The organism is Burkholderia sp. HI2761, assembly GCF_002223355.1.
Taxonomy (GTDB): Bacteria; Pseudomonadota; Gammaproteobacteria; order Burkholderiales; family Burkholderiaceae; genus Burkholderia.
Genome location: NZ_NKFN01000006.1, coordinates 96,726 through 119,614 on the forward strand (window position 1 = coordinate 96,726; position 22,889 = coordinate 119,614).

A 22,889-nucleotide genomic window follows, 5' to 3' on the forward strand; every position below is an offset into this window, starting at 1 on the left:
GCGATACTGCGCCAAACCCGAAAATCGGAGCAGACGCGCTGTGATACATTCCCCGCAAACACGCCGATCGCGACGTTGCCGCGGGCCTTTCGCACGAGGGCCCAACCGCACGGCGCGCACATGCCGGTTCGCCTGCCGGCCGTGCTGAAACAGCCTCGATCCGGTGCGATCCCGATCGAAGGACGATAACGATAGTGAGAGGGAGCAAGGCGTTGAACTGGGCATTCGCCGTAATCGGTTTCGTCGTGGGCGGCATCGCCGCCTTGATCGGGGATTTCTCGGCCGGGAGCGGCTCGCTGCTCGGGGCCGCCGTCGGGTTCTGCGTCGGGCACGCGCTGCGGCAACGCAAGCTGCAGAACCAGCGCGCCGTGCCCGACGCATTTGCCGTCTCCGCGCCGCCTCCTGCCCCGTTACCGCTCGCCGATCGCGTCGCGCGCCTCGAAGCAACCGTCGACACGCTCACGCGCGAACTCCACGCGCTGCGCGCTCAACTGGCGGGCGCGAAGGCCGGCGCGGCGACATCCGGCGGCAGCGCGCCAACGACTTCGGACGACGCCGCCTCCGCGCCGCTGCCGACACACTTCCCGACACCACCCGCGCAACAACCGGTCGCCGCACGCGCGGGCCCGCCGGCACCCCCTTCGACCCCGGCGCCCACTACACCGCTAGCACCGGCAACCGCGGCACGCGCCGCGCCTGCGTCCGCTCACGCCGACACCACCGTCATCGCCCCCACCACCCCGCCCGAACCGCTCGCGCCGCGCGAACCCGGCATCGCCGAACGCGCCTTCGGCGCCGCGCGCGACTGGCTGCTCGGCGGCAATACGGTCGTGCGCGTCGGGATCATCGTGCTGTTCTTCGGCGTCGCGTTCCTGCTCAAGTACGCGGCCGACAACGACATGCTGCCGATCGAATTCCGTCTCGCGGGCACGGCGCTCGCCGCGGCCGCGCTGCTCGCGATCGGCTGGCGCGTGCGCGCGCGCCGCGCCGCATACGGCCTCGTGCTGCAAGGCGGCGGCGTCGGCATCCTGTACCTGACGATCTTCGCCGCGACCAAGCTTTATGCGTTGCTGCCCGTCGGCGCCGCGTTCCCGCTGATGGTCGCGGTCTGCGCGCTGAGCGCGTTCCTCGCGGTGCGGCAGAACGCGCTGCCGCTCGCGTTCATGGGCAGCGCGGGCGGCTTCCTCGCACCGATCCTGCTGTCGACCGGCCAGGGCAACCACGTCGCGCTGTTCAGCTACTACGCACTACTGAACGCGGGCATCTTCGCGATCGCGTGGTTCAAGGCCTGGCGCCCGCTGAATCTGCTCGGTTTCGTGTTCACGTTCACGATCGGCTCCGCGTGGGGCGTGACGGCCTATCGCCCCGTCCTGTTCGCGAGCACCGAGCCGTTCCTCGTCCTGTTCTTCCTGATGTATGTCGGCATCGCGCTGCTGTATGCGGTGAAACGCGAACTCGCGCTGCGACACTACGTGGACGGCACGCTCGTGTTCGGCACACCGATCGTCGCGACCGCGCTGCAGGCGTCGCTCGTGAAAGACCTGCCGTTCGGGCTCGCGTGGAGCGCGGTCGCGCTGTCGGCGTTCTACGTCGCGGTCGCCGCATGGCTCGCGCGGCGCCGCGACCGCCTCGGGCTGCTGTTCGAATCGATGCTCGCGCTCGCGGTCATCTTCGCGACGCTCGCGGTGCCGCTCGCGTTCTCGGGGCCGACGACCAGCGCCGCGTGGGCCATCGAAGGCGCAGCCGTCGTGTGGCTCGGCGTGCGCCAGAAGCGCCTGCTGCCGTTCGGCTTCGGGCTGCTGATGCAGGTCGCCGCGGCCAGCGCGTTCTTCACGAGCCTGCTCGGCCCGGCCGACACGGCTGCGCTGCCGGTGCTCAACAGCCCGTATATCGCGATGCTGCTGATCGCGCTCGCCGGCCTGTTCACCGGCTGGTGGCTGCACGGGCGCGGCGAAGCGCGCGCATGGCACGCCTGGATGCCCGAGATCGGTGTCGCGGCCGCCGCGTGGGGGCTGCTGTGGTGGGTCAGCGGCGGGCTGCACGAGATCCTCATCCATGCGAGCCGTCACGTCGACCTGCACGCCGACCGCTTCGTCGTCGATACGACCGCGCTGTTCGCGGCCGGCACCGCATGGCTCGCGCACGTCGCGCGCCGCCGGCTCGCGTGGCCACTCGCCGAATGGCCCGCGCTAGCGCTCACGCCGGTGCTGGCGCTGCTCGCGCTGCGCGCGTTCGATGCGCACGAAGCGCCGCTGTCGGGCATGGGCGCGTTCGCGTGGCCCGTGGCCATCGGCGCGGCACTTGCGCTGCTGTGGCGCCAGTCGCGCGGCACGACCGACGCCGCCGACGCGAGCGGCGCGGCGCCCTCCGTTGCAGCGCGCATGCTCGCGCCGCTGCATACGCTGACGTTCTGGACCCTGTGCGGGCTGCTGTCGCTCGAAGGTTTCTGGCGCCTGCGCGCGTTCGTCCCGGAAGGCGCATGGAGCTGGAGCGCATGGGCGTACGGATTCGGCGCGCTGCTCCTGCTCGTGTCGGGCCCCGGCTCGCGGCTGCGCTGGCCCGTCGCGGCGTTCCCGCGCGCCTATCAGGTATGGGGAGCCGCGCCGCTCGCCGCGCTGCTGTGGCTATGGAGCATCGCCAGCACGGTGAGCGACGGCGACGCAGCGCCGCTCTTCTGGTTGCCGCTGCTCAATCCGCTCGACGTCGCGCAGGGTCTCGTCTTCGTCGCCTTCGCCGCGTGGCTGCGTCGCCTCAAAACGCTCGGCATCACATGGCATCCGCGCGCCGTCGACTATACGGCGATCGCGACCGTGTTCCTGTGGTTCAACGCGCTGATGCTGCGCACGCTGCATCACCGCTTCCACCTGGGCTACGACATCGACACCGTGCTGTCGTCGTTCGGTATTCAGCAGGTGTTCATGGTCGGCTGGAGCCTGTTCGCGTTCGCCGGGATGTGGCTGACGCGCCGCGACGGCATCGCCCGCCTCTGCGCGTTCGCGTCGCTGCCGCTGATCGTCGTGATGTGGGCGTGGACCTTCTACGCGAACTTCACGCAGGACGGCGGAAGCTGGGCGCGCGTGCCGCTGTTCAATCCGCTCGATCTCGTGCTCGCGGTCGTCTATGCGCTCGCCGCGTCGTGGTTCGTGCGCGCGCGCAAGCTCGGCTGGTCATTCGACAAGTATCGCGTCGAACTGCTGGGCGCGGCCGGCGCGACCGTATTCCTGTGGCTGAACGCGATCCTGCTGCGCACGCTGCATCACTGGGCCGGCGTGCCGTACGAGTTCGGCGCGATGGCCGAATCGACGCTCGTGCAGGCGTCGGTGTCCGTGTACTGGACGGTCTGCGCGCTCGCAATCACGATCTGGGCCACGCGCCGCGGGCTGCGACCGCTGTGGTTCGTCGGCGCCGCGCTGCTCGCGCTCACGGTCGTCAAGCTGTTCCTGTTCGACCTGTCGCACGTCACCGGCATCGAGCGCATCGTGTCGTTCATCGGCATCGGTGTACTGCTGCTGTTGATCGGCTATTTCTCGCCGCTGCCGCCGAAGGCCGCCGCCCAACAGGACGGCCAGCCATGAAACGACTCGCCGCCCTGCTCGGGCTGAGCCTGCTCGCGTCGTTCGCGGCAGCCGACGGCGCACCGAACGCCGGACGCATCACGCAGCGCTTCGCGCTCGATCTCGACGGCAGTGCCGCGTATTACCAGCTCACCGTGCCGCAGCCCGTGTATGCGGCGAGCCGGCGCGACGATCTCGGCGACGTGCGCGTCTTCAACGGCGCGGGCGAGCCGGTGCCGTACTCGCTCGACACGCCCGCCGCGGCCGCACCCGCCGTGCCGCCGTCCCGCACGCCGGTGCACTGGTTCCCGCTGCCGCTCGCGCGCGCCGAGAACGGCAACGCGTCGCTCGGCGTGACGGTCGGCCCCGACGGCGCGCTGCGCGCGGCCGTCGCGACGCCTTCGCGCACCCGGCGCCGCGCGGACCTCATCGACCTGTCGCATGCCGACGGCAGCATCGACGCGCTGCTCGTACACGTGGACGACGACAGCTACCAGGGACGCGTGTCCGTCGAGGCGAGCGACGATCTGCGCAGCTGGCGGCCGCTCGGCAGCACGCAGTTGCTGAAAGTGGGCCGCGGCAACGACATGCTGGTGCAGGAGCGCATTGCGCTCGACGGCGCGGCGCCGCGCTACCTTCGGCTGGACTGGCTCGACGACGCGCCGGCGATCGCGTCGATCGACGTCGAGACGCATTCGCGCGACGCACGCGGCACCGACACGGCGTCGGTGCCGCGCCAGTGGCGCGACGCCGTGCGGATACGTGCCGGCGCCGCGCCGGGCGAGTATCTGTTCGACACCGACGGCGCGTATCCGGTCGACCGCGTGCGCATCGACCTGCCGCAGCCGAACACCGTCGCGCGCGCGACGCTGCAAAGCCGCGCCGATGCGCAGGCGCCGTGGCGCGACGTCGCGGCCGCCGTGCTGTTCCGACTGCAGGGCAAGGGCGGCGAGCAGCGCAATCCGCCGCTCGAGTTCATCGCGAATACGGATCGCGCGTGGCGAATCGTCGTCGACATGCGCAACGGCGGGCTCGGCGGCGGCCAGCCGGCCGTCGCGCTCGGCTGGCATCCGGCCGCGCTGACCTTCGTCGCGCGCGGCACGCCGCCGTTTACGCTCGGCGTCGGCGACGCGTCGCTCGTATCGTCGGCCGTGAGCCGCGACGCACTGCTGGTCGGCATGGCGCCCGAAGTGCGGCCCGCCCGCGTCGGCGCGGCGCTGCCGGTATCGGCGGTCTCGCCGACGGCAACTGCCAATTTGGATAGCGGGCGCCGCTACGTGCTTTGGGGCGCGCTGGTGGTTGCGGTCGGCGTGCTCGGCGCGATCGCATGGCGCCTCGCGAAAGGCGGCGGCGAGACGCGCAGCCGCGACGGGTAATCCCGGGGTAACGCGGCAGGCGAAGGGAACGAATACCGTGCTTTCCGATGCCGCGTGCAACGAAGCCGCGTGGTGATGCGCCTACCCGGCGCGCACGCCGTTGACACGTGCCGCCCCGCGCCCCAGACTCGCCGCTCCGTTACCCCACCGCGAGCGCCCATGATCACCTGCTTCCTTCGCTACGTCGTCGATCCGTACAAACTCGTCGAATTCGAAACCTACGGCAAGATGTGGATTCCGCTCGTCGAGCAGTTCGGCGGCACGCATCACGGCTACTTCCTGCCGTCCGAAGGCGCGAGCAACATCGCGCTCGCGATGTTCTCGTTCCCGAGCCTCGCCGAATACGAGCGCTACCGCGAACGCCCGAAGGACGATCCGGCCTGTCAGGCCGCGTTCCGCTACGCGGAGGAAACGCGGTGCATCGTCAGCTACGAGCGCAGCTTCTTCCGGCCGGTGTTCGAGTAACGGGCCGCGCCATCGCGTATCGCCCCCCATTTTCCGGCCGAGGACGAAAAAAAGCCCCGCCAGCATCCGCGCGGCGGGGCCAACCCATGTCAGTAGAGACATCATGGAGGAGACGAGCCCATCTTATCGACCGTGGCGCACCGTCCCAACCAAGCATTTCTGCTATCGATCTGCGGGGCTGCGCACACGATTGCCGTGGCGGCGCGGCATATCGATAGAACGAAAAGTCGTTTTCAGAGTGGCGACGGGGTCGTTACCATCTGGTTTTAAGCCTGTGCTTAGCCGGGCCAGCCATTCCGAGGAGCGCCCCTTGACTGCATTCGATCAACACCGCCGCCCGTTCGTCGTCGGCATCGGCGGGACCACCCGAGCCGCGTCGTCCACCGAACGCGCGCTGTCGTTCGCACTGCGCGGCGCGCAAGCCGCCGGCGCGCGCACGCGCCTGTTCGACGGCCCGTTCCTGCATACGCTGCCGCACTACGCACCCGAACACAAAACGCTGACCGACGCGCAGCGCGAGCTGATCGACGCCGTGCGCCAGGCCGACGCGATCATCATCGCCACGCCCGGCTATCACGGCGGCGTGTCCGGTCTCGTGAAGAACGCGCTCGACACGCTCGAGGAGCTGCGTGCGGACGACCGCCCGTATCTCGACGGCCGCGCGGTCGGCTTGATCGTCACCGCGTACGGCTGGCAGGCGGCCGGCACCGTACTGACGTCGCTGCGCTCGATCGTCCATGCGCTGCGCGGCTGGCCGACGCCGTTCGGCGCAACCGTCAACACGCTGGAAACGCGCTTCGAAAGCGCCGACAGCTGCTCGGATCCGAAGGTCGTCGCGCAACTCGAGACGGTCGGCGCGCAAGCCGCCGAATTCGCGCTCGCGTTCGCGTCGCATCGTGCGGCCTCGCATGCGGCATCGGTCGACGCGCTCGCACCCGTGCTGAAAGTCGCCAACCAGTAACCTCCGCATTCCGCCGCGCGCCTTCGGTCGACGAGCGTCGCCGGGGTTGCGCGGCGCGTCTTCCCACGCGTCGCGATGTGCCGGACGCCTCGTCGCTCCTGCCCAAGCACCGTTCCCGCGCACCACCCCGATAACGATTCAGCCCGCCGCGTAATTTGCATTGGCCGAAAGATTGGTTCACGCGGCCGGCCGGTTTTCGTACGCTGAAAGTCCGCACTTTTTCCGCGCACGCCATGAACCGTACGATCCGCTACAAGGGCTACGAAGTCGCTCCCGCTGCCGCCCGGTTGCCGAACGGGCTGTTCGCCGCCAACCTGACGATCGAACGCGCGAGCGGCGGGCCGTCGCCGCGCTCCGTGTCATTCGACGCGATCGATTTCTTCTTCGAGGAAGAGCACGCCCTCGCCTACGCGTCGCGCTGGGGCCGCCTCTGGGTCGACACGAACGCGTGACACGCGCGGGCGGCGTGCACATGGCCCGTCGAAAATACGCGATTACGGAAGCTGTGCAAAAATCTTTCGATCCGTAATCGCATAACAATAGTCATGACCGACACGCTGCAGGAAGAACATGCAGCCGCAGATCACGCGATGCGCAACTGGACCTTCGAGAGGCAAGGTCCGGTCCGAATCGGTTCCGATGCGCACAAGCAGATGTTCTGTCGGATGCTGCTCGACACACACAACCCGTACAAGCCGGCCGTGATCGACTGGCCGCCGCTCCAGCCGGCCGAACTCAGGCGGCTCACGTCGCTGCCGATCTGGGACATCGCGGTGCAAACCGAAGGCCGCGCGTCGATCCGCGTGGCGACTTACGCCGCGACGGTCGACGATCCGCTGCTGCGCCGCGCGCTCGAGATGGACGGCGGCGAGGAAGCCCGCCACAAGGTCGTGCTGTCGAAGCTCGTCGAGGCATACGGCATCCGGCTCGCGCCCGAGCCGGCCTACCCCGCGCCGACCGATCCCGAATGGTCGTGGATGATGACGGGCTTCAGCGAATGCATCGACAGCTTTTTCGCGTTCGGCCTGTTCCGCTCCGCGCAGCGCTCCGGCTATTTCCCGCCCGAACTGGTCGAGACCTTCGAGCCGGTGATCCAGGAAGAAGGCCGCCACATCCTGTTCTTCGTGAACTGGTACGCATGGTACTGGCGCACGATGCCGTGGTGGCGCCGGCCGTGGTTCTTCGCACGCGTGGCGGCCGTGTGGGTGCAACTGATCCGCGACCGCATGAACATCGCGCGCGGCATCGATGCCGATGGCGCCGCGCGTGACGCGAATTTTCCGGCCACGGGCACCGCCGATATCGGCGATGCACTGAACCCGCGCGAGCTGATCGAGCTGTGTCTCGTGGAGAACGACCGGCGGATGGCCGGTTACGACAAGCGCCTGCTCCGTCCGATGTTCGTGCCGCGGATGGCGCGGTTCGCGCTGCGGTTTCTGAAGAAGTAAAGTCGGGCGCTCGCCGCCGGTCATGCGGCAAGCGCCGGTTTCGTCCATGTTCCTGGACCGAATGTCGCGTATCCGACACATTCAATCCCCCCCTATTTTTCCTCGACACGCCGACGCGCAGACCGCGTGAGCGTCAAATCGCCGCGCCATGGATCTAACATTTCAGGCCCTGTTGCGGCGCCGACCCGCGGTCTTTGACGCCCTGTCGACATCACGCGAAATACCCGCCGCAAGCGCGTCAGCTCGGCTTCCGGCATGCGCAGCGATTCCGCCTTAACGCCGATATCCACACCATCGTCAATAGGACAAATCCGATAAATTGACGCGGATTGTTTCATTCTCGCCCTCTGTAGCATTTTTTTACAACTTTCAGGGGCCGGGCAGCCCGGAACGCCCGCCACACGGGCGCCTTGCGCCGACCGATATGCGCAAATCAGCACAATCCAATGTACTCAATATCAGATAAATTTAATTATCAGATAATTAATAAATACAAATACAAGCGCAGCCAAAACAAAAATATTAACAAGTTAATTAAAGACATCAGACATTATCTCTCAGCATGCCAGCTTGCATTACAAACATGAAAGGCTTTCATGCCACGCAAACGTTTGCTATTTCATTTGTCTTACTTTTTGGATGACAAAGTGTGTGACCTGCCGCACAATCACCTCTCAAGTCATTGATTTATATGAATATTTTTCAGACTCAGGGGGAAGTTTCCGACCATACATTGCACATTCCAGAATCTTTCAAATTCATTCGCACTCAATGCATCAAAACGCGATGCATTAACCATTCTTTAACTTTAAAAACGCTTCATTTATCACTGTTTGTCAATCTCTAAAATCCACCTCCAATAAACTCCGCCCATCAATTTTGAGATTCGCGCGAGCGCACGGAGTAATCCTCTAACAAAAGAGACCGGTGTGTGGCGTGCACATTTGGAGGTAGCAGGACATGAACCGCACATACCGCTCGATCTGGAACGAAGCGCTTGGCGCCTGGGTCGCGGCATCGGAACACGATTCGGCACGGGGCAAGCCGAACAAATCGGCCGTGGTGGTCGCCGCCGTAGCGGCTCTGGCGATCAGCCTGCCCGGGTTGGCCGAAGCCAATACGCTCAACACACAGCAAACCTGCTTGACGGGAAGCAGCGGCGCGGTCGGCCGCGTCAACCCGGGCGGCACGCAAAACCAGGCCGGCGACGGCTCCGGAACGTACTCGGTCGTCGCCGGCTGTAACTCCAACGGCAACGGCTGGACGGGCGTCACGGTATATGGCTCGTTCGCGCAGGCGACCGGCAACGGCGCCGTCGCCACCGGCATGCAGTCGTCGGCCGGCCTCTGGGGCGTCGCGGCCGGCCTCGAAACTACGGCCAGCGGTGCCGGAGCGACCGCACTCGGCTTCGGCTCGACTGCAAATGCGCTGAACTCCGTCGCGATCGGCGGCGCGGGCGGCAACGGAACGACGCCGCTGTCGCAAGCAAACTCGACCATCGCATCGGGCGCGGGCGCAGTCGCCATCGGCAGCAACGCAACGAAGGGCGCGCAGTCCGCCGCGTCGGACGGCATCGCGATCGGCGGTCAATCGTCCGTCGCATCGACCGCCACGTCGGGTATCGCACTCGGCCGCGGTGCGACCGCCAATGGCGCGTACGGCATCGCGCAAGGTGACGGCGCGGTTGCGGGTGTCGCGGGGAGCACTTCGATCACGAATAACGTTGCAATTGGGGCTGCAGCCTCTGCGACGGGTGGCAATGCAGTTGCACTGGGTGGGGGCGCCAAGGCATCCGGACTCGACGGCACGGCACTTGGCTTCAACGCAAGCGCCACCGGATCCACAAGTTACGCGTCCGGTTTTGGTGCGGTTGCGTCGAACACGGATGCGACGGCTATCGGCAACCAGGCCACGGCAAGCGGTCAGCAGGATACCGCCATCGGTGTGACGGCCGTTGCGTCGGGTGGGAACGGGGTCGCGCTCGGCAACAGGGCGGCCGCGACGGCCGCTAATGCAACTGCCGTTGGTGCGTCATCTGTCGCGTCGGCCGGACAAGCATCGGCATTTGGCCTCGGCGCCAATGCAACCGGAACGAACGCAACGGCGCTCGGTATCGGAACCGTCGCGTCGAATTTCGCTGCGCTGGCTGCCGGCAATCAGTCGACCGCCGCGGGTTCCGCCGCCGTGGCACTGGGAAGTACTTCAACGGCAGGGGCGAATTCGTCGGTTGCAATCGGCGACACCTCGAGCGTTTCGTCGACGGCCGGTTTGGGTTCAACGGCGATTGGTTACCGTTCGACCGTCAAGTCCGGGACCGGTGCCGTTGCGATCGGCAGCCAACAGACCGTGAGCGGTAACGGCGCGGTGGCGATCGGCGACCCGAACATTGCGAACGGCACGGGTGCCGTGACGATGGGTGCAAATAACGTCGCTGCAGGCAATGCGGCGGGGACGACAGCCGCGAACGGTGCCGTGGCTATCGGCAACAGCAACAGTGCGATCGGCCAGGGCTCGGTTGCACTGGGCAATAGCAGTACGACTACGGCGGCCGGGGGCATCGCGATCGGCGATACCGCGGTATCCGGTGCGACGAACGCACTGGCATTCGGGGCTGGCGCCAACGCGAACGTGACGGGCTCGGTCGCGCTCGGCTCTGGTGCGGCCACGACCGGTACCGCGAATACGGCGACGGGCGGCACCGGTGCGGTCAGCAGCACGACGATCGGAAGTCAGACATTCGGTACCTATGCCGGCGCGAATTCGGCCGCTGGTGTTGTGAGCGTGGGCGCCGCGGGTTCCGAGCGTCGCATCCAAAATGTGGCGGCCGGCTTGATCAGTGCAACCAGCACGGACGCAATCAACGGTAGCCAGCTTTACGCAGTGGCCAGCACCACGACGTCGAACATCGTCAGCTTGTCGACTGCCACGTCGACGGGTCTTTCGTCGGCTAATAGCTCGATTTCGTCGCTGTCCACGTCGACCTCGACCGGCATCAATTCGTTGTCCACCGGTCTCAGCTCGGCTAACAGCTCGGTTACGTCGCTTTCGACTTCCACGTCGACGGGTCTCTCGTCGGCTAACAGCTCGATCACGTCGCTGTCGACTTCGACTTCGACTGGCATCAATTCGTTGTCCACCGGTCTCAGCTCGGCTAACAGCTCGGTTACGTCGCTTTCGACTTCCACGTCGACGGGTCTCTCGTCGGCTAACAGCTCGATCACGTCGCTGTCCACGTCGACCTCGACTGGCATCAACTCGTTGTCCACTGGTCTCAGCTCGGCAAATAGTTCCGTCACGTCGCTTTCGACCTCCACGTCGACGGGTCTTTCGTCTGCCAATAGCTCGCTTACGTCGCTGTCCACGTCGACTTCGACCGGCATCAATTCACTGTCCACCGGCCTCAGCTCGGCAAATAGTTCCGTCACGTCGCTTTCGACCTCCACGTCGACGGGTCTTTCGTCGGCCAATAGCTCGGTCACGTCGCTGTCCACGTCGACCTCGACCGGCATCAACTCGCTGTCCACCGGCCTGAGCTCGGCTAACAGTTCCGTCACGTCGCTTTCGACCTCCACGTCGACGGGCCTTTCGTCGGCCAATAGCTCGATCACGTCGCTGTCCACATCGACTTCGACCGGCATCAATTCGTTGTCCACGGGCCTGAGCTCGGCTAACAGCTCCGTCACATCGCTTTCGACTTCCACGTCGACGGGTCTCTCTTCGGCCAACAGCTCGATCACGTCCCTGTCCACGTCGACCTCGACCGGCATCAACTCGCTGTCCACCGGCCTCAGCTCGACAAACAGCTCGGTTACGTCGCTTTCGACTTCCACGTCGACGGGTCTCTCGTCGGCCAACAGCTCGATCTCGTCGCTGTCCACGTCGACCTCGACCGGCATCAACTCGTTGTCCACCGGCCTGAGCTCGGCTAACAGCTCCGTCACGTCGCTTTCAACTTCCACGTCGACGGGTCTCTCGTCGGCAAACAGCTCGATTACGTCGCTGTCCACGTCGACTTCGACCGGCATCAATTCGCTGTCCACCGGCCTCAGCTCGGCAAACAGCTCGGTTACATCGCTTTCGACTTCCACGTCGACGGGTCTCTCGTCGGCAAACAGCTCGATTACGTCGCTGTCCACGTCGACTTCGACCGGCATCAATTCGTTGTCCACGGGCCTGAGCACGGTCTCGACGAAGACGGACAACCTCGGTAGCAGCACCGCCTCGGCACTTGGCGGCGGTTCGACGTACGACCCGACGACGGGCAAGGTCTCGGCCCCGTCGTACACCACGTACAACGCGAACGGCACGACGTCGACCGCCAACAACGTGGGCTCGGCGATCAACAACATCAACAGCCAGGGCATCAAGTACTTCCACGCGAATTCGACTGGCCCCGACAGCACCGCAACGGGCGCCGATGCTGTCGCCATTGGCTCCGGCGCTGTCGCCAGCACGATCAACTCCGTCGCCATCGGCCTCGGCGCTACCGTCAGCACGGACAACTCCGTCGCGCTCGGCGCCAACTCGAAGACCGCCGCGGCAACCCCTACGAGCAGCGCGACCGTCGGCGGCGTGACGTTCAGCGGATTCGCTGGTGCCAATCCGGTCGGCGTCGCCAGCGTGGGTGATATCGGCAAGGAACGACAAGTCACCAACGTCGCCGCAGGTCAAGTGACCTCGACCAGTACCGACGCGATCAACGGCAGCCAGCTGTATTCGGTCGCTCAACAAGTCGGTACTGCGACCAGCGCCATTTCGTCGCTGTCGACTTCGACTTCGACCGGTTTGTCGTCGGCCAACAGCTCGATCACCTCGCTGTCCACGTCGACTTCGACGGGTCTGTCCACGGCCAACAGCTCGATCACCTCGTTGTCGACTTCGACCTCGACGGGTCTTTCGTCGACCAACAGCTCCATCACGTCGCTGTCCACCTCGACTTCGACGGGCCTGTCGTCGGCTAACAGCTCGATCACTTCGCTGTCGACTTCGACCTCGACGGGTATCAATTCGCTGTCGACCGGCCTCAGCTCGACCGATAGCTCGGTAACGTCGCTGTCGACCTCCACCTCAACCGGCTTGTCGTCGGCTAACAGCTCGATTACATCGCTGTCGACCTCGACTTCGACGGGTCTGTCCACGGCCAACAGCTCGATCACCTCGTTGTCGACTTCGACCTCGACGGGTCTTTCGTCGGCCAACAGCTCCATCACGTCGCTGTCCACCTCGACTTCGACGGGCCTGTCGTCGGCTAACAGCTCGATCACTTCGCTGTCGACTTCGACCTCGACGGGTATCAATTCGCTGTCGACCGGCCTCAGCTCGACCGATAGCTCGGTAACGTCGCTGTCGACCTCCACCTCAACCGGCTTGTCGTCGGCTAACAGCTCGATTACATCGCTGTCGACCTCGACTTCGACGGGTCTGTCCACGGCTAACAGCTCGATCACGTCGTTGTCGACGTCGACTTCGACTGGCCTCTCGTCGGCGAATAGCTCGATCACTTCGCTGTCCACGTCGACCTCGACCGGCATTAACTCGCTGTCCACCGGACTGAGCTCGACCAACAGCTCGGTGTCGTCACTGTCGACCTCCACGTCGACGGGTCTGTCCACGGCCAACAGCTCGATCACCTCGTTGTCGACCTCGACTTCGACTGGCCTCTCGTCGGCGAATAGCTCGATCACGTCGCTGTCCACGTCGACCTCGACCGGCATCGGCTCGCTGTCCACCGGCCTGAGCTCCGCAAACAGCTCCGTCACGTCGCTTTCGACTTCGACTTCGACGGGTCTGTCCACGGCCAACAGCTCGATCACTTCGTTGTCGACCTCGACTTCGACTGGCCTCTCGTCGGCAAACAGCTCGATCACCTCGCTGTCCACGTCGACCTCGACCGGCATCGGCTCGCTGTCTACCGGTCTGAGCTCGGCAAACAGCTCCGTCACGTCGCTTTCGACCTCCACGTCGACGGGTCTGTCTACGGCCAACAGCTCCATCACGTCGCTGTCGACTTCGACCTCGACGGGTCTGTCCACGGCCAACAGCTCGATCACGTCGCTGTCGACCTCGACTTCGACGGGTCTGTCGTCGGCTAACAGCTCCATCACGTCGCTGTCGACGTCGACTTCGACCGGTCTGTCCACGGCCAATAGCTCGATTACTTCGCTGTCGACTTCGACTTCGACGGGTCTTTCCTCGGCTAACAGCTCAATCACTTCGCTGTCGACCTCGACTTCGACAGGTCTGTCCACGGCCAACAGCTCGATCACGTCGTTGTCCACCTCGACTTCGACAGGTCTGTCCACGGCCAACAGCTCGATCACGTCGCTGTCGACCTCGACTTCGACGGGTCTGTCGTCGGCCAACAGCTCGATCACGTCGTTGTCCACCTCGACTTCGACGGGTCTGTCGTCGGCTAACAGCTCCATCACGTCGCTGTCGACTTCGACTTCGACAGGTCTGTCCACGGCCAACAGCTCGATCACGTCGTTGTCGACGTCGACTTCGACGGGCCTCTCGTCGGCGAATAGCTCGATCACGTCGCTGTCCACCGGCCTGAGCTCGACCAACAGCTCGGTGTCGTCACTGTCGACCTCCACGTCGACCGGCCTCTCGTCGGCCAACAGTTCCATCACCTCCCTGTCGACCTCGACCTCGACCGGCATCAACTCGCTGTCCACCGGCCTGAGCAGCACGGACAGCACGATCCTGTCGCTGTCCACGTCGACCTCGACCGGCATCGGCTCGCTGTCCACCGGCCTGAGCAGCACGAACAGCTCGGTGTCGTCGCTGTCCACGTCCACCTCGACCGCGATCAACGCCGCGAAGACGCACTACTACAGCGTCAACGACAACGGCGTGCAGCAAGCCAACTACGCCAACGACGGCGCCACCGGCACCAACGCCCTCGCCGCCGGCGTGAACGCCAGCGCGGCAGGCGCGAGCAGCGTGGCGGTCGGCGACGGCTCGAACGCGCAGACGGCAGGCGCGGTCGCGATCGGTCAGAACGCGTCGGCCACGGGCGGCAAGGCGGTGTCGATCGGCTCCGGCAACACCGCGTCCGGCGACGGCGCAGTCGCGATCGGCGATCCGAACGTTGCGACGGGTACCGGCGCAGTGGCGATGGGTGCGAACAACACGGCGAGCGGCGACGGCACGGTGTCCCTCGGCAACCAGAACACGGCAACCGGCGCAAGCGCGCTCGCCCTCGGCAGCTCGAACCAGGCCACCGCGGACAACACGATCGCGCTGGGCAGCCAGGCCACGGCCAGCGCCACCGGCGCACAGGCGTACGGCTCGGCCGCCAAGGCCACGGCCGCCGACGCGCTCGCCTTCGGCACGAACGCGCAAGCGAACGTGGCCAACTCGATCGCACTCGGCGCGAACTCGATCACGGCCGCGGCGGTGGGCACCTCGAGCGCCACGATCGGCGGCGTCACGTACCCGTTCGCGGGCAGCGCGCCGGTCGGCGTGATGAGCGTCGGCGCACCGGGCCAGGAACGCCAGATCACGAACGTCGCCGCGGGCCGGATCTCGGCCACGAGCACGGACGCGATCAACGGCAGCCAGCTGAACGCGACGAACAACGCGATCAACACGCTGTCGACGTCCACCGCATCGAACGTCGCATCGCTGTCCACCGGCATCAATTCGCTGTCGACCGGCCTGAGCACGACCAACAGCAACGTGGCGTCGCTGTCCACGTCGACCTCGACCGCGATCAATTCGCTGTCGACGGGCCTCAGCACGACGAACAGCAACGTCACCTCGCTGTCGACGTCGACCTCGACGGGCATCGGTTCGCTGTCCACCGGCCTGAGCACGACGAACAGCAATGTGGCGTCGCTGTCGACCGGCGTGACGAACATCAACAACCAGTTGAACCAGCTGTCGACGACGCTCAACAACAACACGACGCGTGCGGCCAACAACAACGGCATCGCGGCCGACATGAACGGCAAGGGCACCGACGCCCCGGTCGTCACCGCCGGCTCGAACTCGGTGGCGATCGGTGCGGCTTCGAACGACGGCGGTCGCTCGAACGTGGTGTCGGTCGGCAGCGACACGCAGCAGCGCCAGATCACGAACGTCGCGCCGGGTACGCAAGGCACCGACGCGGTGAACGTGAACCAGTTGACGCAGGTGCAGACGACGCTGTCGACGGCACTGTCGGGCCAGCAGGCGCAGATCAACTCGTTGGGTTCGCAACTGCAGCAGACCGACCAGATGGCGAAGCAGGGTATCGCGGCCGTCGGCGCGATGGCGTCGATCCCGCAGCTCGATCGCGACGCCAACTTCGGGATGGGCGTGGGCACGTCGACCTTCCTCGGTCAGAAGGCGATGGCGGTCAACATGCAGGCGCGCATCACGGAGAACCTGAAGGCGTCGATCAACGGCGGTTTCAGCGGCGGTCAGAAGGTGATCGGCGCCGGCATGCTGTATCAGTGGAAGTAACGCGTCGCGCCGCCCGGCCGTTCGGCTCGCCGCCGGACGGCCCGCGGCTCCGACGGCAGGACGAGCCCGCTGCGCGCCGCGTGGCGGGCCTCGGTCAACCCAAGCTTTAAGGACGTCACCGTGAACAAACTCGCTCTTGCGCTCGCGCTTTCCGCAACGGCCCTCGCCGCGTGCTCGACCGCATCCGGCCCGACCTTCAGCGCCTCCGAACTGCAACCGCGCGACGGCGTGCGCACGTTCCAGGTGGACTGCCACGGCCTGCTGTCGGGCCCGCAGACCTGCATGAGGGCTGCCCGCAAGGTCTGCGGCGACGAGCCCGTGCGCGCCGTGGATTCGGCCCGCGCGCTGCGCGACAAATCCGATCCGGCCACGCTGGTCTTCCAGTGCGGCGCCGCGCCGGCCGAAGCGGCCTCGGCCGCCGAACCGGCCGCCGCCGTGGTCGAACGCGTGAACCTGTCGGGCGACGCGCTGTTCGCCACCGACCACGCGACGCTCGCACCGACCGCGCGCGAATCGCTGGACCGGCTGCTGAGCGAGCGCGCGGACCGCACGTACTCGCAAGTGTCGGTCACCGGCTTCACCGATTCGGTGGGCAGCGACGACTACAATCTCGCGCTGTCGAAGCGCCGCGCCGAATCGGTCGCCGCCTATCTGAAGGCGCACGGGCTGAAGACCGACTCGATGACGGTCTCGGGCCGCGGCAAGGCCGATCCGGTCGCGTCGAATGCAACGCCGGAAGGTCGCGCCAGCAACCGCCGCGTCGAAATCCGGCTGCAGCACTGAGCCGCCCGCGGCCGCCCCTGCGGCCGCGCGATCCGGCGGGCCGCCGCGCCGCGCCGGCATGCCGGCGGCCGATCGGGCGCCGCTTCGCCGGCGCCCGCTCCCGTTGGCCGGCGGCTATGTCAAAGTTCGTCACGCTCTGCCAAAACCGGCGGTTTCCATGCCACAATCGCCGGCAAACAGTTGCCGGGGCAGCCTGCCCGACGCGCGCCGTGCCGGGCGTGCCCGGCGACACGCCGGAATCCGGCTGCCGCCCGCGCGAATCCCGTCGCCCGATTCGCGCACAGCGGCGCACCGGCGCGAATCCAACCATGACGATCCACGGCGCCGCTGCCGGCCAGACGCTCGACGCGATGCCCGGACGCACGACGCCGCAGAGGAAACAACCGGTGACGGACATCAATGAAGCCGCCGCGAGCGGCACCCGCAAGCAACGGCCGGCGGTCGGCATCTCGCTGTTTGCGCGCGACGGCCAGGCGATCTGGGAGAACGGCATTCACCAGAACATCGCGTTCCTCGCGATGATGCTCAAGCGCTCGGATCGCGTCGGCCCCGTCTATTTCCTGAACGGTGGCGACGCCAACGCGCTGCCGGCCGGCCTCGAACTCGACGGCCTCGACATCCCGCTCGTGAAACCCGCCGACGTCACGCACGAACTCGACGTCGTGATCGAAATGGGCGCGCAGTTGCCGGTCGAATGGCTCAGGCACATGAAGGCGCTCGGCAAGAAGATCGCCGCGTTCTTCTGCGGGCACATGTATGCCGGCCTGTGCGAAACGCCGATCTTCGGGAAACCGTCGGGGCACGTGTTCAACGGCGCACCGTTCGACGAAGCGTGGCTGCTGCCGCAATACGACAAGACCGCCGCGCCGATGCTGCAGACGATCCTGCGCGCGCCCGTCCATCTGATGCCGCATATCTGGTCGCCGTACTTCCTCGAGCGCCGCGTGGCCGCGCTCGCCGACGAAGGCGCGACGTTCGGCTATCGGCCCGGCCAACGGCCGTGGAAGCTCGCGATGCTCGAGCCGAACATCTCGGTCGCGAAGTCCTGCCATTACCCGATGCTCGCGTGCGACGAGTTCTATCGCGCGCGGCCCGACGCGGTGCAGCACATGTTCGTCGTCAACTCGATGCACATGAAGGAACATCCGACCTTCGTGCACTTCGCCAACAGCCTCGATCTCGTTCGCCAGCACAAGGCGACGTTCGAACCGCGCATCGACCTGCCGGGCTTCATGGCGCGTCACGCGGATGCGGTCGTGTCGCATCACTGGGAAAACGGGCAGAACTATCTGTATTACGACGTGCTGTATGGCGACTATCCGCTGATCCACAACTCGACGCTGCTCGGCGATGCCGGTTATTACTACCCGGACTTCGACTCGGCCGCCGGCGGCCGCGCGCTGCTCGAAGCGTGGCTGCATCACGACGAACGCCTCGACGACTACCGCGCGAAGGCGGCCCGGCTGCTGCAGTCGGTCTCGATCGACAACCCCGCGAACCTCGACGCGTTCGTCTCGCGTCTGGTCGCCTGAACCGGAGACTACGCATGTCGGACTCCAAGGCCCGTCAAGCGCCCGGCGAGGGCAAGCGTCTCGTCGTCGGCGTGTCGCTGTTCGTGCGCGGCGCCGGCCAGTCGCTGTGGGAAAACGGCATTTTTCAGAACTGCCTGCTGCTCATTCTGTTGCTGCGCCAGTCGCCGCTCGTCGCCGAAGCCGTGATGGTGAACGGCGGCGAACACGTCGCCGATCCTCAGATGATGCTCGGCGAGTGGAACGTGCCGCTGCTGTCGATGGACGAAGCGCTCGAGCGCTGCGACGTGCTGATCGAAATGAGCGCGCAGTTCGGCGCGGACTACCTGCGTGCGTTCCGCGAGCGCGGCGGCAAGGTGGTCACGATGCGGGTCGGCAACGACTACGTGATCGATATCGAACGCGCGATGTTCGACAAGCCGTCGGGCTTCCTGTTCTCGGGCGCGCCGTACGACGCGGTGTGGACGATCCCCGAGTTCGAGCGCTCGTGCCTGCACTACTACCAGACGGGCCTGCGCGCGCCTGTCACGATCGTCCCGCACATCTGGCACCCGATGCTGTTCGACAAGGCGCGCGCGACGCTCGGCGCCGGTCTGACGTTCGGCTATCAGCCCGGCAAGCCGCGCTGGCGCGTGACGATGTTCGAGCCGAACATCTGCATGGTGAAGACCAGCGTCATTCCGATGCTGATCACGGAGGAGGCTTACCGCGCGAACCCGGCATTCCTCGAATTCGTGCGCGTGTGCAACACGATTCACCTGAAGGATCACACGACGTTCATCCACTTCGCGAAGAGTCTCGACATCGTCGAGCACGGCATCACGACGTTCGAAAGCCGCTATGCGGTGTACGAGTTCATGGCCGCGTACGGCGATGCGGTGGTGTCGCACACGTGGGAAAACGCGCAGAACTACCTGTACTACGAGCTGCTGTACGGCGACTATCCGCTGATCCACAACTCGCCGTTCCTCGGCAAGGCCGGGTATTTCTATCCGGACTTCGACTGCCAGGCGGGCGGCCGCGCGCTGTTGCAGGCGTTCGCCGAACACGACGCGAATCTCGACGCATACCGCGAGCAATCGAAGCACCTGCTCGACTCGGTCAGCATCTACAATCCCGAGAACGTCGCGGCCTATACGGACGCGATCGCCGCCCTCTATCGCGACGCGTGACGCGCCGCCCTTTCCGGACCCAGACGATGAACGCACGCACGCCCCTCACTCGCGCAAAATGGCTGATCGGCTGCGCCGCCGCATCGATCGCGATCGGCGCGCACGCGCAATCCGCCGGCGAATCGGCCGACACGCTGCTCCGCGACTCCGATGCGGTGTTCAAGCAGCTCGACGCCGGCCAGTACGGCGCGGTATGGACCGACGCCGCACCGTTCGTGAAGACGCGCATCAAGCAGGACCAGTTCGCGGCGCAGATGCAGCAGGCACGCCAGTCGGTCGGCACGGTCAGCCATCGCGGCTGGGCGCAGATCACGCGGATCCACTACAGCAACGCATCGTCGATGCCCGACGGCCTGTACGCGAACGTCGACTACACGACGACGCTCGCGAGCGGTGCGACCGTTTACGAAAAGCTGAGCTTTCGCCTCGATGACGACGGCCGCTGGCACCTGACGGGCTATGTGCCGCGCCGGTCGCAAAACTTCACGCAATAAGCGGCGCCCGCGCCCGCTCACGGAGCCGATCCGATGAAACTCAATGTCGCGATAACGATGAACGTGCAGCGCGACGCGACGCAGTCGATCTGGTACAACGGCGCGAACCAGCACTGCGTGTACCTGTACATGCTGCTGAAGCAATCGCCGTTGATCGGCGAGGTCTGGCTCGCGCACGACGACGGCGTCACCGAGTATCCGCAGGCGCTGATGATGGACGCGTTCGGCGACGCGCTGCGGCCGCTGTCGGCCGTCGTTCACCAGACCGACCTGCTGATCGAGATGAATGCGTTCGTCGACCCGTCGCACACGGACGTCGTGCGCCAGCGCGGCGGCAAGTGCGTGTCGTACCGCTTCGGCAACGACTACGTGATCGCGGTCGAGACGATCAACTTCGAGAAGAACGACTGGCGTCCGAACCCGCACCGCGTGCAGTTCGACGAGATCTGGACCAATCCGCAGCACATGCATACGTGCGCCGCATATTTCCGGGCCGTGTACCACGCGCCGGTGATCGAGCTGCCGCATATCTGGTCGCCGTATTTCATCGAACGCAGCCTCGACGCCGATCCTGAACTGAAGGCACGCTTCGGCTATCGCAATCACGGCCCGGCCAAGCGCATCGCGTTCTTCGAGCCGAACCTGAACGTCGTGAAGAGCGCGATCGTACCGATGCTCGCCGCGAATGCGTGCTACGTCGAACATCCTGAGCTGGTCGAGCACGTGTACATGACCAACACGTTCGACAAGAAGGAAAACGTCGCCTTCAAGCATCTCGCGCTCGGGCTCGAAATGGTGCGCGACGGCAAGGCCACCGCCGACGTGCGCGCGCCGTTCGTCGCATGGGCCGCGCATCACACCGACATCGTCGTGTCGCACCACTGGGAAAACGGCCTGAACTACCTGCTGTACGACGCGCTGTACGGCAACTACCCGCTCGTGCACAACTCGCCGTTCCTGCGCGACGTCGGCTACTACTATCCGGACTTCGAGATCTTCGATGCGGCGGCCGCGATCGCGACCGCCGCGCAGACGCACGACGCACGGCTGGACGACTACGCGGCCGCCGCCCGCCGCTGCCTGCATCAGGTCGACACGCTCGCCGAGCACAACGTCCGCGCCTATTCCACGCAGATCCAGCACCTGTTCGCCGGCCGCCCGCTCGGCTGATGTTCTTCGCACGCGCCCGTGCGTTCCGCCATTTCGTCGTGCTCGATTCGATCCGCCACCCGTTGGTCATGACCGACACGGCACGTGGCGGGCCCCCGCGCTGATCCGGGCCGCGGCACACGGCCCGCACGCGCGCCGGTTGCGTTACGCCAGTACCCGATCGCCGCATTGCGCGGCGAACGCGCGGCCATGCCGCCGCCCCATGCGCGCGAGCACCGCGAAACAACGGGCTGCCGACCGGTCTGCACCGCCCGATTGCCTGACGAGGCTGTCGGATACGCCGCGCGCGATCGCCGATTCGTCGCCGCAGGCGCCGGCGATGACGCCCGCGTAATAGTGCCGGGCCGCCAGCTCGCGGTCGCCCGCGTCGAGCGGGCTCATCCGCTGAATGCGGCGCGCAACGATCGCGAGGCCGTCCAGGTAGGACGCAAGATCGATCGGCGCATCGCTCGATTCGGCGCCGAGTTGCCCCAGCATGTCGATCAGTTCGGCGATCGCGACCAGGTCGCGCGCATCGGCCGCCTGCGTGCCCGTTTCGCCTCCGGCTTTCGTTCCCGCCATGCCCACGCCCCTTTGCGATGCGTCCCGCTCCCGACGCGCACCCCGCGCGCCGCCCTGCCCGTTCCCGCGATCAAGCGGCGGCCGGCGATCGCCATGAAAACCGGATGCCCTGCGCCCAGGTGACGCCGGCATCCATGATGATCTGTCGGTCGGTCTCGCTTTCCACGCCTTCGACGACGACGTGCCGCGCACTTTCATGCGCAAACGCGATCAGCCGGCGGAACTGGTAGCGCCCGATCGCGTTGCGTTTGATCAGCGACAGGATCGAGCGGTCGAGCTTCACGATGTCGGGATTGCCGACCACCAGATTGTTCAATGCACTGAAACCGACGCCGAAATCGTCGATCGCGATCCGGCACCCGGCCCGCCGGAAGCGGTACACGAACGACCGGCCGGCGACCGGGTTCAGCGGCCCCGTCTCCGTGATCTCGACCACCAGCCGCGCCGCCACCGACGGCTCGCGCTCGAGCCGCCTGAAAATCGCGAGCCACGCGTCGTCCACGACCGCACTCGCCGCCGCGACGTTGCAGCCGTACACGGCGCCCGGATCGGCGCGCAGCGCATCGATCGTCCGGCCGACCACCAGCCGGTCGAACCAGCGCATCAGCCCGAGCGCTTCGAGGCGCGGCAGGAAGGCGAGCGGCGGCAGCGCATCGCGCTCGCCCCACCGCAGCCGCGCGAGGCATTCCTCGTACAGCACGCCGCCCGACAGGTCGGCGCGGCACACGGGCTCGTGCGCGAATCCGAGCCGGCTTTCGACGAAACTGCGTACCGACGCAAGGTCGGGATGATCGTCGGGTGCTCCGAACACGAGATCGATTTCGTCGCGATTCGCTTTCCGATTCGCCTCCTGGCGAGCTTCGACCGCATTCATCCGGCGCTCCGGCTAACGGCGAGCCGCCGATCACGGCTCGACCTCAACACA

The 22,889-nt window shown here is 66.2% G+C and carries 14 protein-coding genes; 12 read left to right on the forward strand and 2 right to left on the reverse strand.

All coding sequences use genetic code 11. The features are described 5' to 3' along the window. The first annotated feature begins 212 nt into the window (after positions 1-212). From CFB46_RS17050 to CFB46_RS17145, 12 genes are all read left to right on the forward strand, one after another. The gene (locus CFB46_RS17050) at positions 213-3,575 is read left to right on the forward strand and encodes a DUF2339 domain-containing protein (protein WP_089500581.1); all 3,363 of its coding nucleotides are present in this window, start codon (positions 213-215) and stop codon (positions 3,573-3,575) included. Further along, the gene (locus CFB46_RS17055) at positions 3,572-4,930 is read left to right on the forward strand and encodes a DUF3999 domain-containing protein (protein ID WP_089500582.1); all 1,359 of its coding nucleotides are present in this window, start codon (positions 3,572-3,574) and stop codon (positions 4,928-4,930) included. Before CFB46_RS17050 ends, CFB46_RS17055 begins: the two co-directional genes overlap by 4 nt. Before the next feature lie 159 nt (positions 4,931-5,089). Further along, the gene (locus CFB46_RS17060) at positions 5,090-5,395 is read left to right on the forward strand and encodes an NIPSNAP family protein (RefSeq protein ID WP_089500583.1); all 306 of its coding nucleotides are present in this window, start codon (positions 5,090-5,092) and stop codon (positions 5,393-5,395) included. A gap of 310 nt (positions 5,396-5,705) precedes the next feature. Next, positions 5,706-6,356, forward strand: a complete 651-nt coding sequence (locus CFB46_RS17065; RefSeq protein WP_059502143.1) for an NADPH-dependent FMN reductase — start codon at positions 5,706-5,708, stop codon at positions 6,354-6,356. A 233-nt stretch (positions 6,357-6,589) separates the two neighbouring features. Further along, positions 6,590-6,808 (forward strand): hypothetical protein, encoded by a 219-nt coding sequence (locus CFB46_RS17070; protein ID WP_006480563.1) that lies wholly within the window; start codon positions 6,590-6,592, stop codon positions 6,806-6,808. Between the two features lie 93 nt (positions 6,809-6,901). Then, complete coding sequence (locus CFB46_RS17075) at positions 6,902-7,804, forward strand: aminomethyltransferase (protein ID WP_089500584.1); 903 nt, start codon at positions 6,902-6,904, stop codon at positions 7,802-7,804. Between the two features lie 960 nt (positions 7,805-8,764). Further along, on the forward strand, positions 8,765-16,255 hold the full coding sequence (locus CFB46_RS35315) for an ESPR-type extended signal peptide-containing protein (protein ID WP_143751628.1): 7,491 nt from the start codon (positions 8,765-8,767) through the stop codon (positions 16,253-16,255). 120 nt (positions 16,256-16,375) lie between these two features. Further along, complete coding sequence (locus tag CFB46_RS17125; RefSeq protein ID WP_089500585.1) at positions 16,376-17,038, forward strand: OmpA family protein; 663 nt, start codon at positions 16,376-16,378, stop codon at positions 17,036-17,038. Between the two features lie 386 nt (positions 17,039-17,424). After that, entirely contained in the window at positions 17,425-18,570 is a 1,146-nt protein-coding gene (locus CFB46_RS17130) for a DUF2827 domain-containing protein (RefSeq protein ID WP_089500646.1), read from the forward strand. A gap of 14 nt (positions 18,571-18,584) precedes the next feature. Continuing rightward, positions 18,585-19,739 carry a DUF2827 domain-containing protein gene (locus tag CFB46_RS17135; RefSeq protein ID WP_089500586.1) on the forward strand — a complete coding sequence of 385 codons (1,155 nt, stop codon included), beginning with the start codon at positions 18,585-18,587 and terminating at the stop codon, positions 19,737-19,739. A gap of 26 nt (positions 19,740-19,765) precedes the next feature. Further along, positions 19,766-20,233: a DUF4019 domain-containing protein gene (locus tag CFB46_RS17140; RefSeq protein ID WP_089500587.1), complete on the forward strand. Its 468-nt coding sequence runs from the start codon at positions 19,766-19,768 to the stop codon at positions 20,231-20,233. Positions 20,234-20,266: 33 nt separating this feature from the next. Then, positions 20,267-21,403, forward strand: a complete 1,137-nt coding sequence (locus CFB46_RS17145; protein ID WP_089500588.1) for a DUF2827 family protein — start codon at positions 20,267-20,269, stop codon at positions 21,401-21,403. 144 nt (positions 21,404-21,547) lie between these two features. Here the strand turns inward: CFB46_RS17145 and CFB46_RS17150 are convergent, their stop codons facing one another. Beyond that, on the reverse strand, positions 21,548-21,964 hold the full coding sequence (locus tag CFB46_RS17150; protein ID WP_089500589.1) for a hypothetical protein: 417 nt from the start codon (positions 21,962-21,964) through the stop codon (positions 21,548-21,550). A gap of 70 nt (positions 21,965-22,034) precedes the next feature. Then, positions 22,035-22,838 carry an EAL domain-containing protein gene (locus CFB46_RS17155; RefSeq protein WP_089500590.1) on the reverse strand — a complete coding sequence of 268 codons (804 nt, stop codon included), beginning with the start codon at positions 22,836-22,838 and terminating at the stop codon, positions 22,035-22,037. Positions 22,839-22,889: the final 51 nt, after the last annotated feature.

What these genes read in the sequence shown, in the direction of transcription:
- CFB46_RS17150 (WP_089500589.1), bottom strand. Translation starts at nt 21,964, where the DNA reads ATGGCGGGAACGAAAGCCGGAGGCGAAACGGGCACGCAGGCGGCCGAT.
- CFB46_RS17140 (WP_089500587.1), top strand. Translation starts at nt 19,766, where the DNA reads ATGAACGCACGCACGCCCCTCACTCGCGCAAAATGGCTGATCGGCTGC.
- CFB46_RS17145 (WP_089500588.1), top strand. Translation starts at nt 20,267, where the DNA reads ATGAAACTCAATGTCGCGATAACGATGAACGTGCAGCGCGACGCGACG.
- CFB46_RS17060 (WP_089500583.1), top strand. Translation starts at nt 5,090, where the DNA reads ATGATCACCTGCTTCCTTCGCTACGTCGTCGATCCGTACAAACTCGTC.
- CFB46_RS17055 (WP_089500582.1), top strand. Translation starts at nt 3,572, where the DNA reads ATGAAACGACTCGCCGCCCTGCTCGGGCTGAGCCTGCTCGCGTCGTTC.
- CFB46_RS17155 (WP_089500590.1), bottom strand. Translation starts at nt 22,838, where the DNA reads ATGAATGCGGTCGAAGCTCGCCAGGAGGCGAATCGGAAAGCGAATCGC.
- CFB46_RS17070 (WP_006480563.1), top strand. Translation starts at nt 6,590, where the DNA reads ATGAACCGTACGATCCGCTACAAGGGCTACGAAGTCGCTCCCGCTGCC.
- CFB46_RS17135 (WP_089500586.1), top strand. Translation starts at nt 18,585, where the DNA reads ATGTCGGACTCCAAGGCCCGTCAAGCGCCCGGCGAGGGCAAGCGTCTC.
- CFB46_RS17075 (WP_089500584.1), top strand. Translation starts at nt 6,902, where the DNA reads ATGACCGACACGCTGCAGGAAGAACATGCAGCCGCAGATCACGCGATG.
- CFB46_RS35315 (WP_143751628.1), top strand. Translation starts at nt 8,765, where the DNA reads ATGAACCGCACATACCGCTCGATCTGGAACGAAGCGCTTGGCGCCTGG.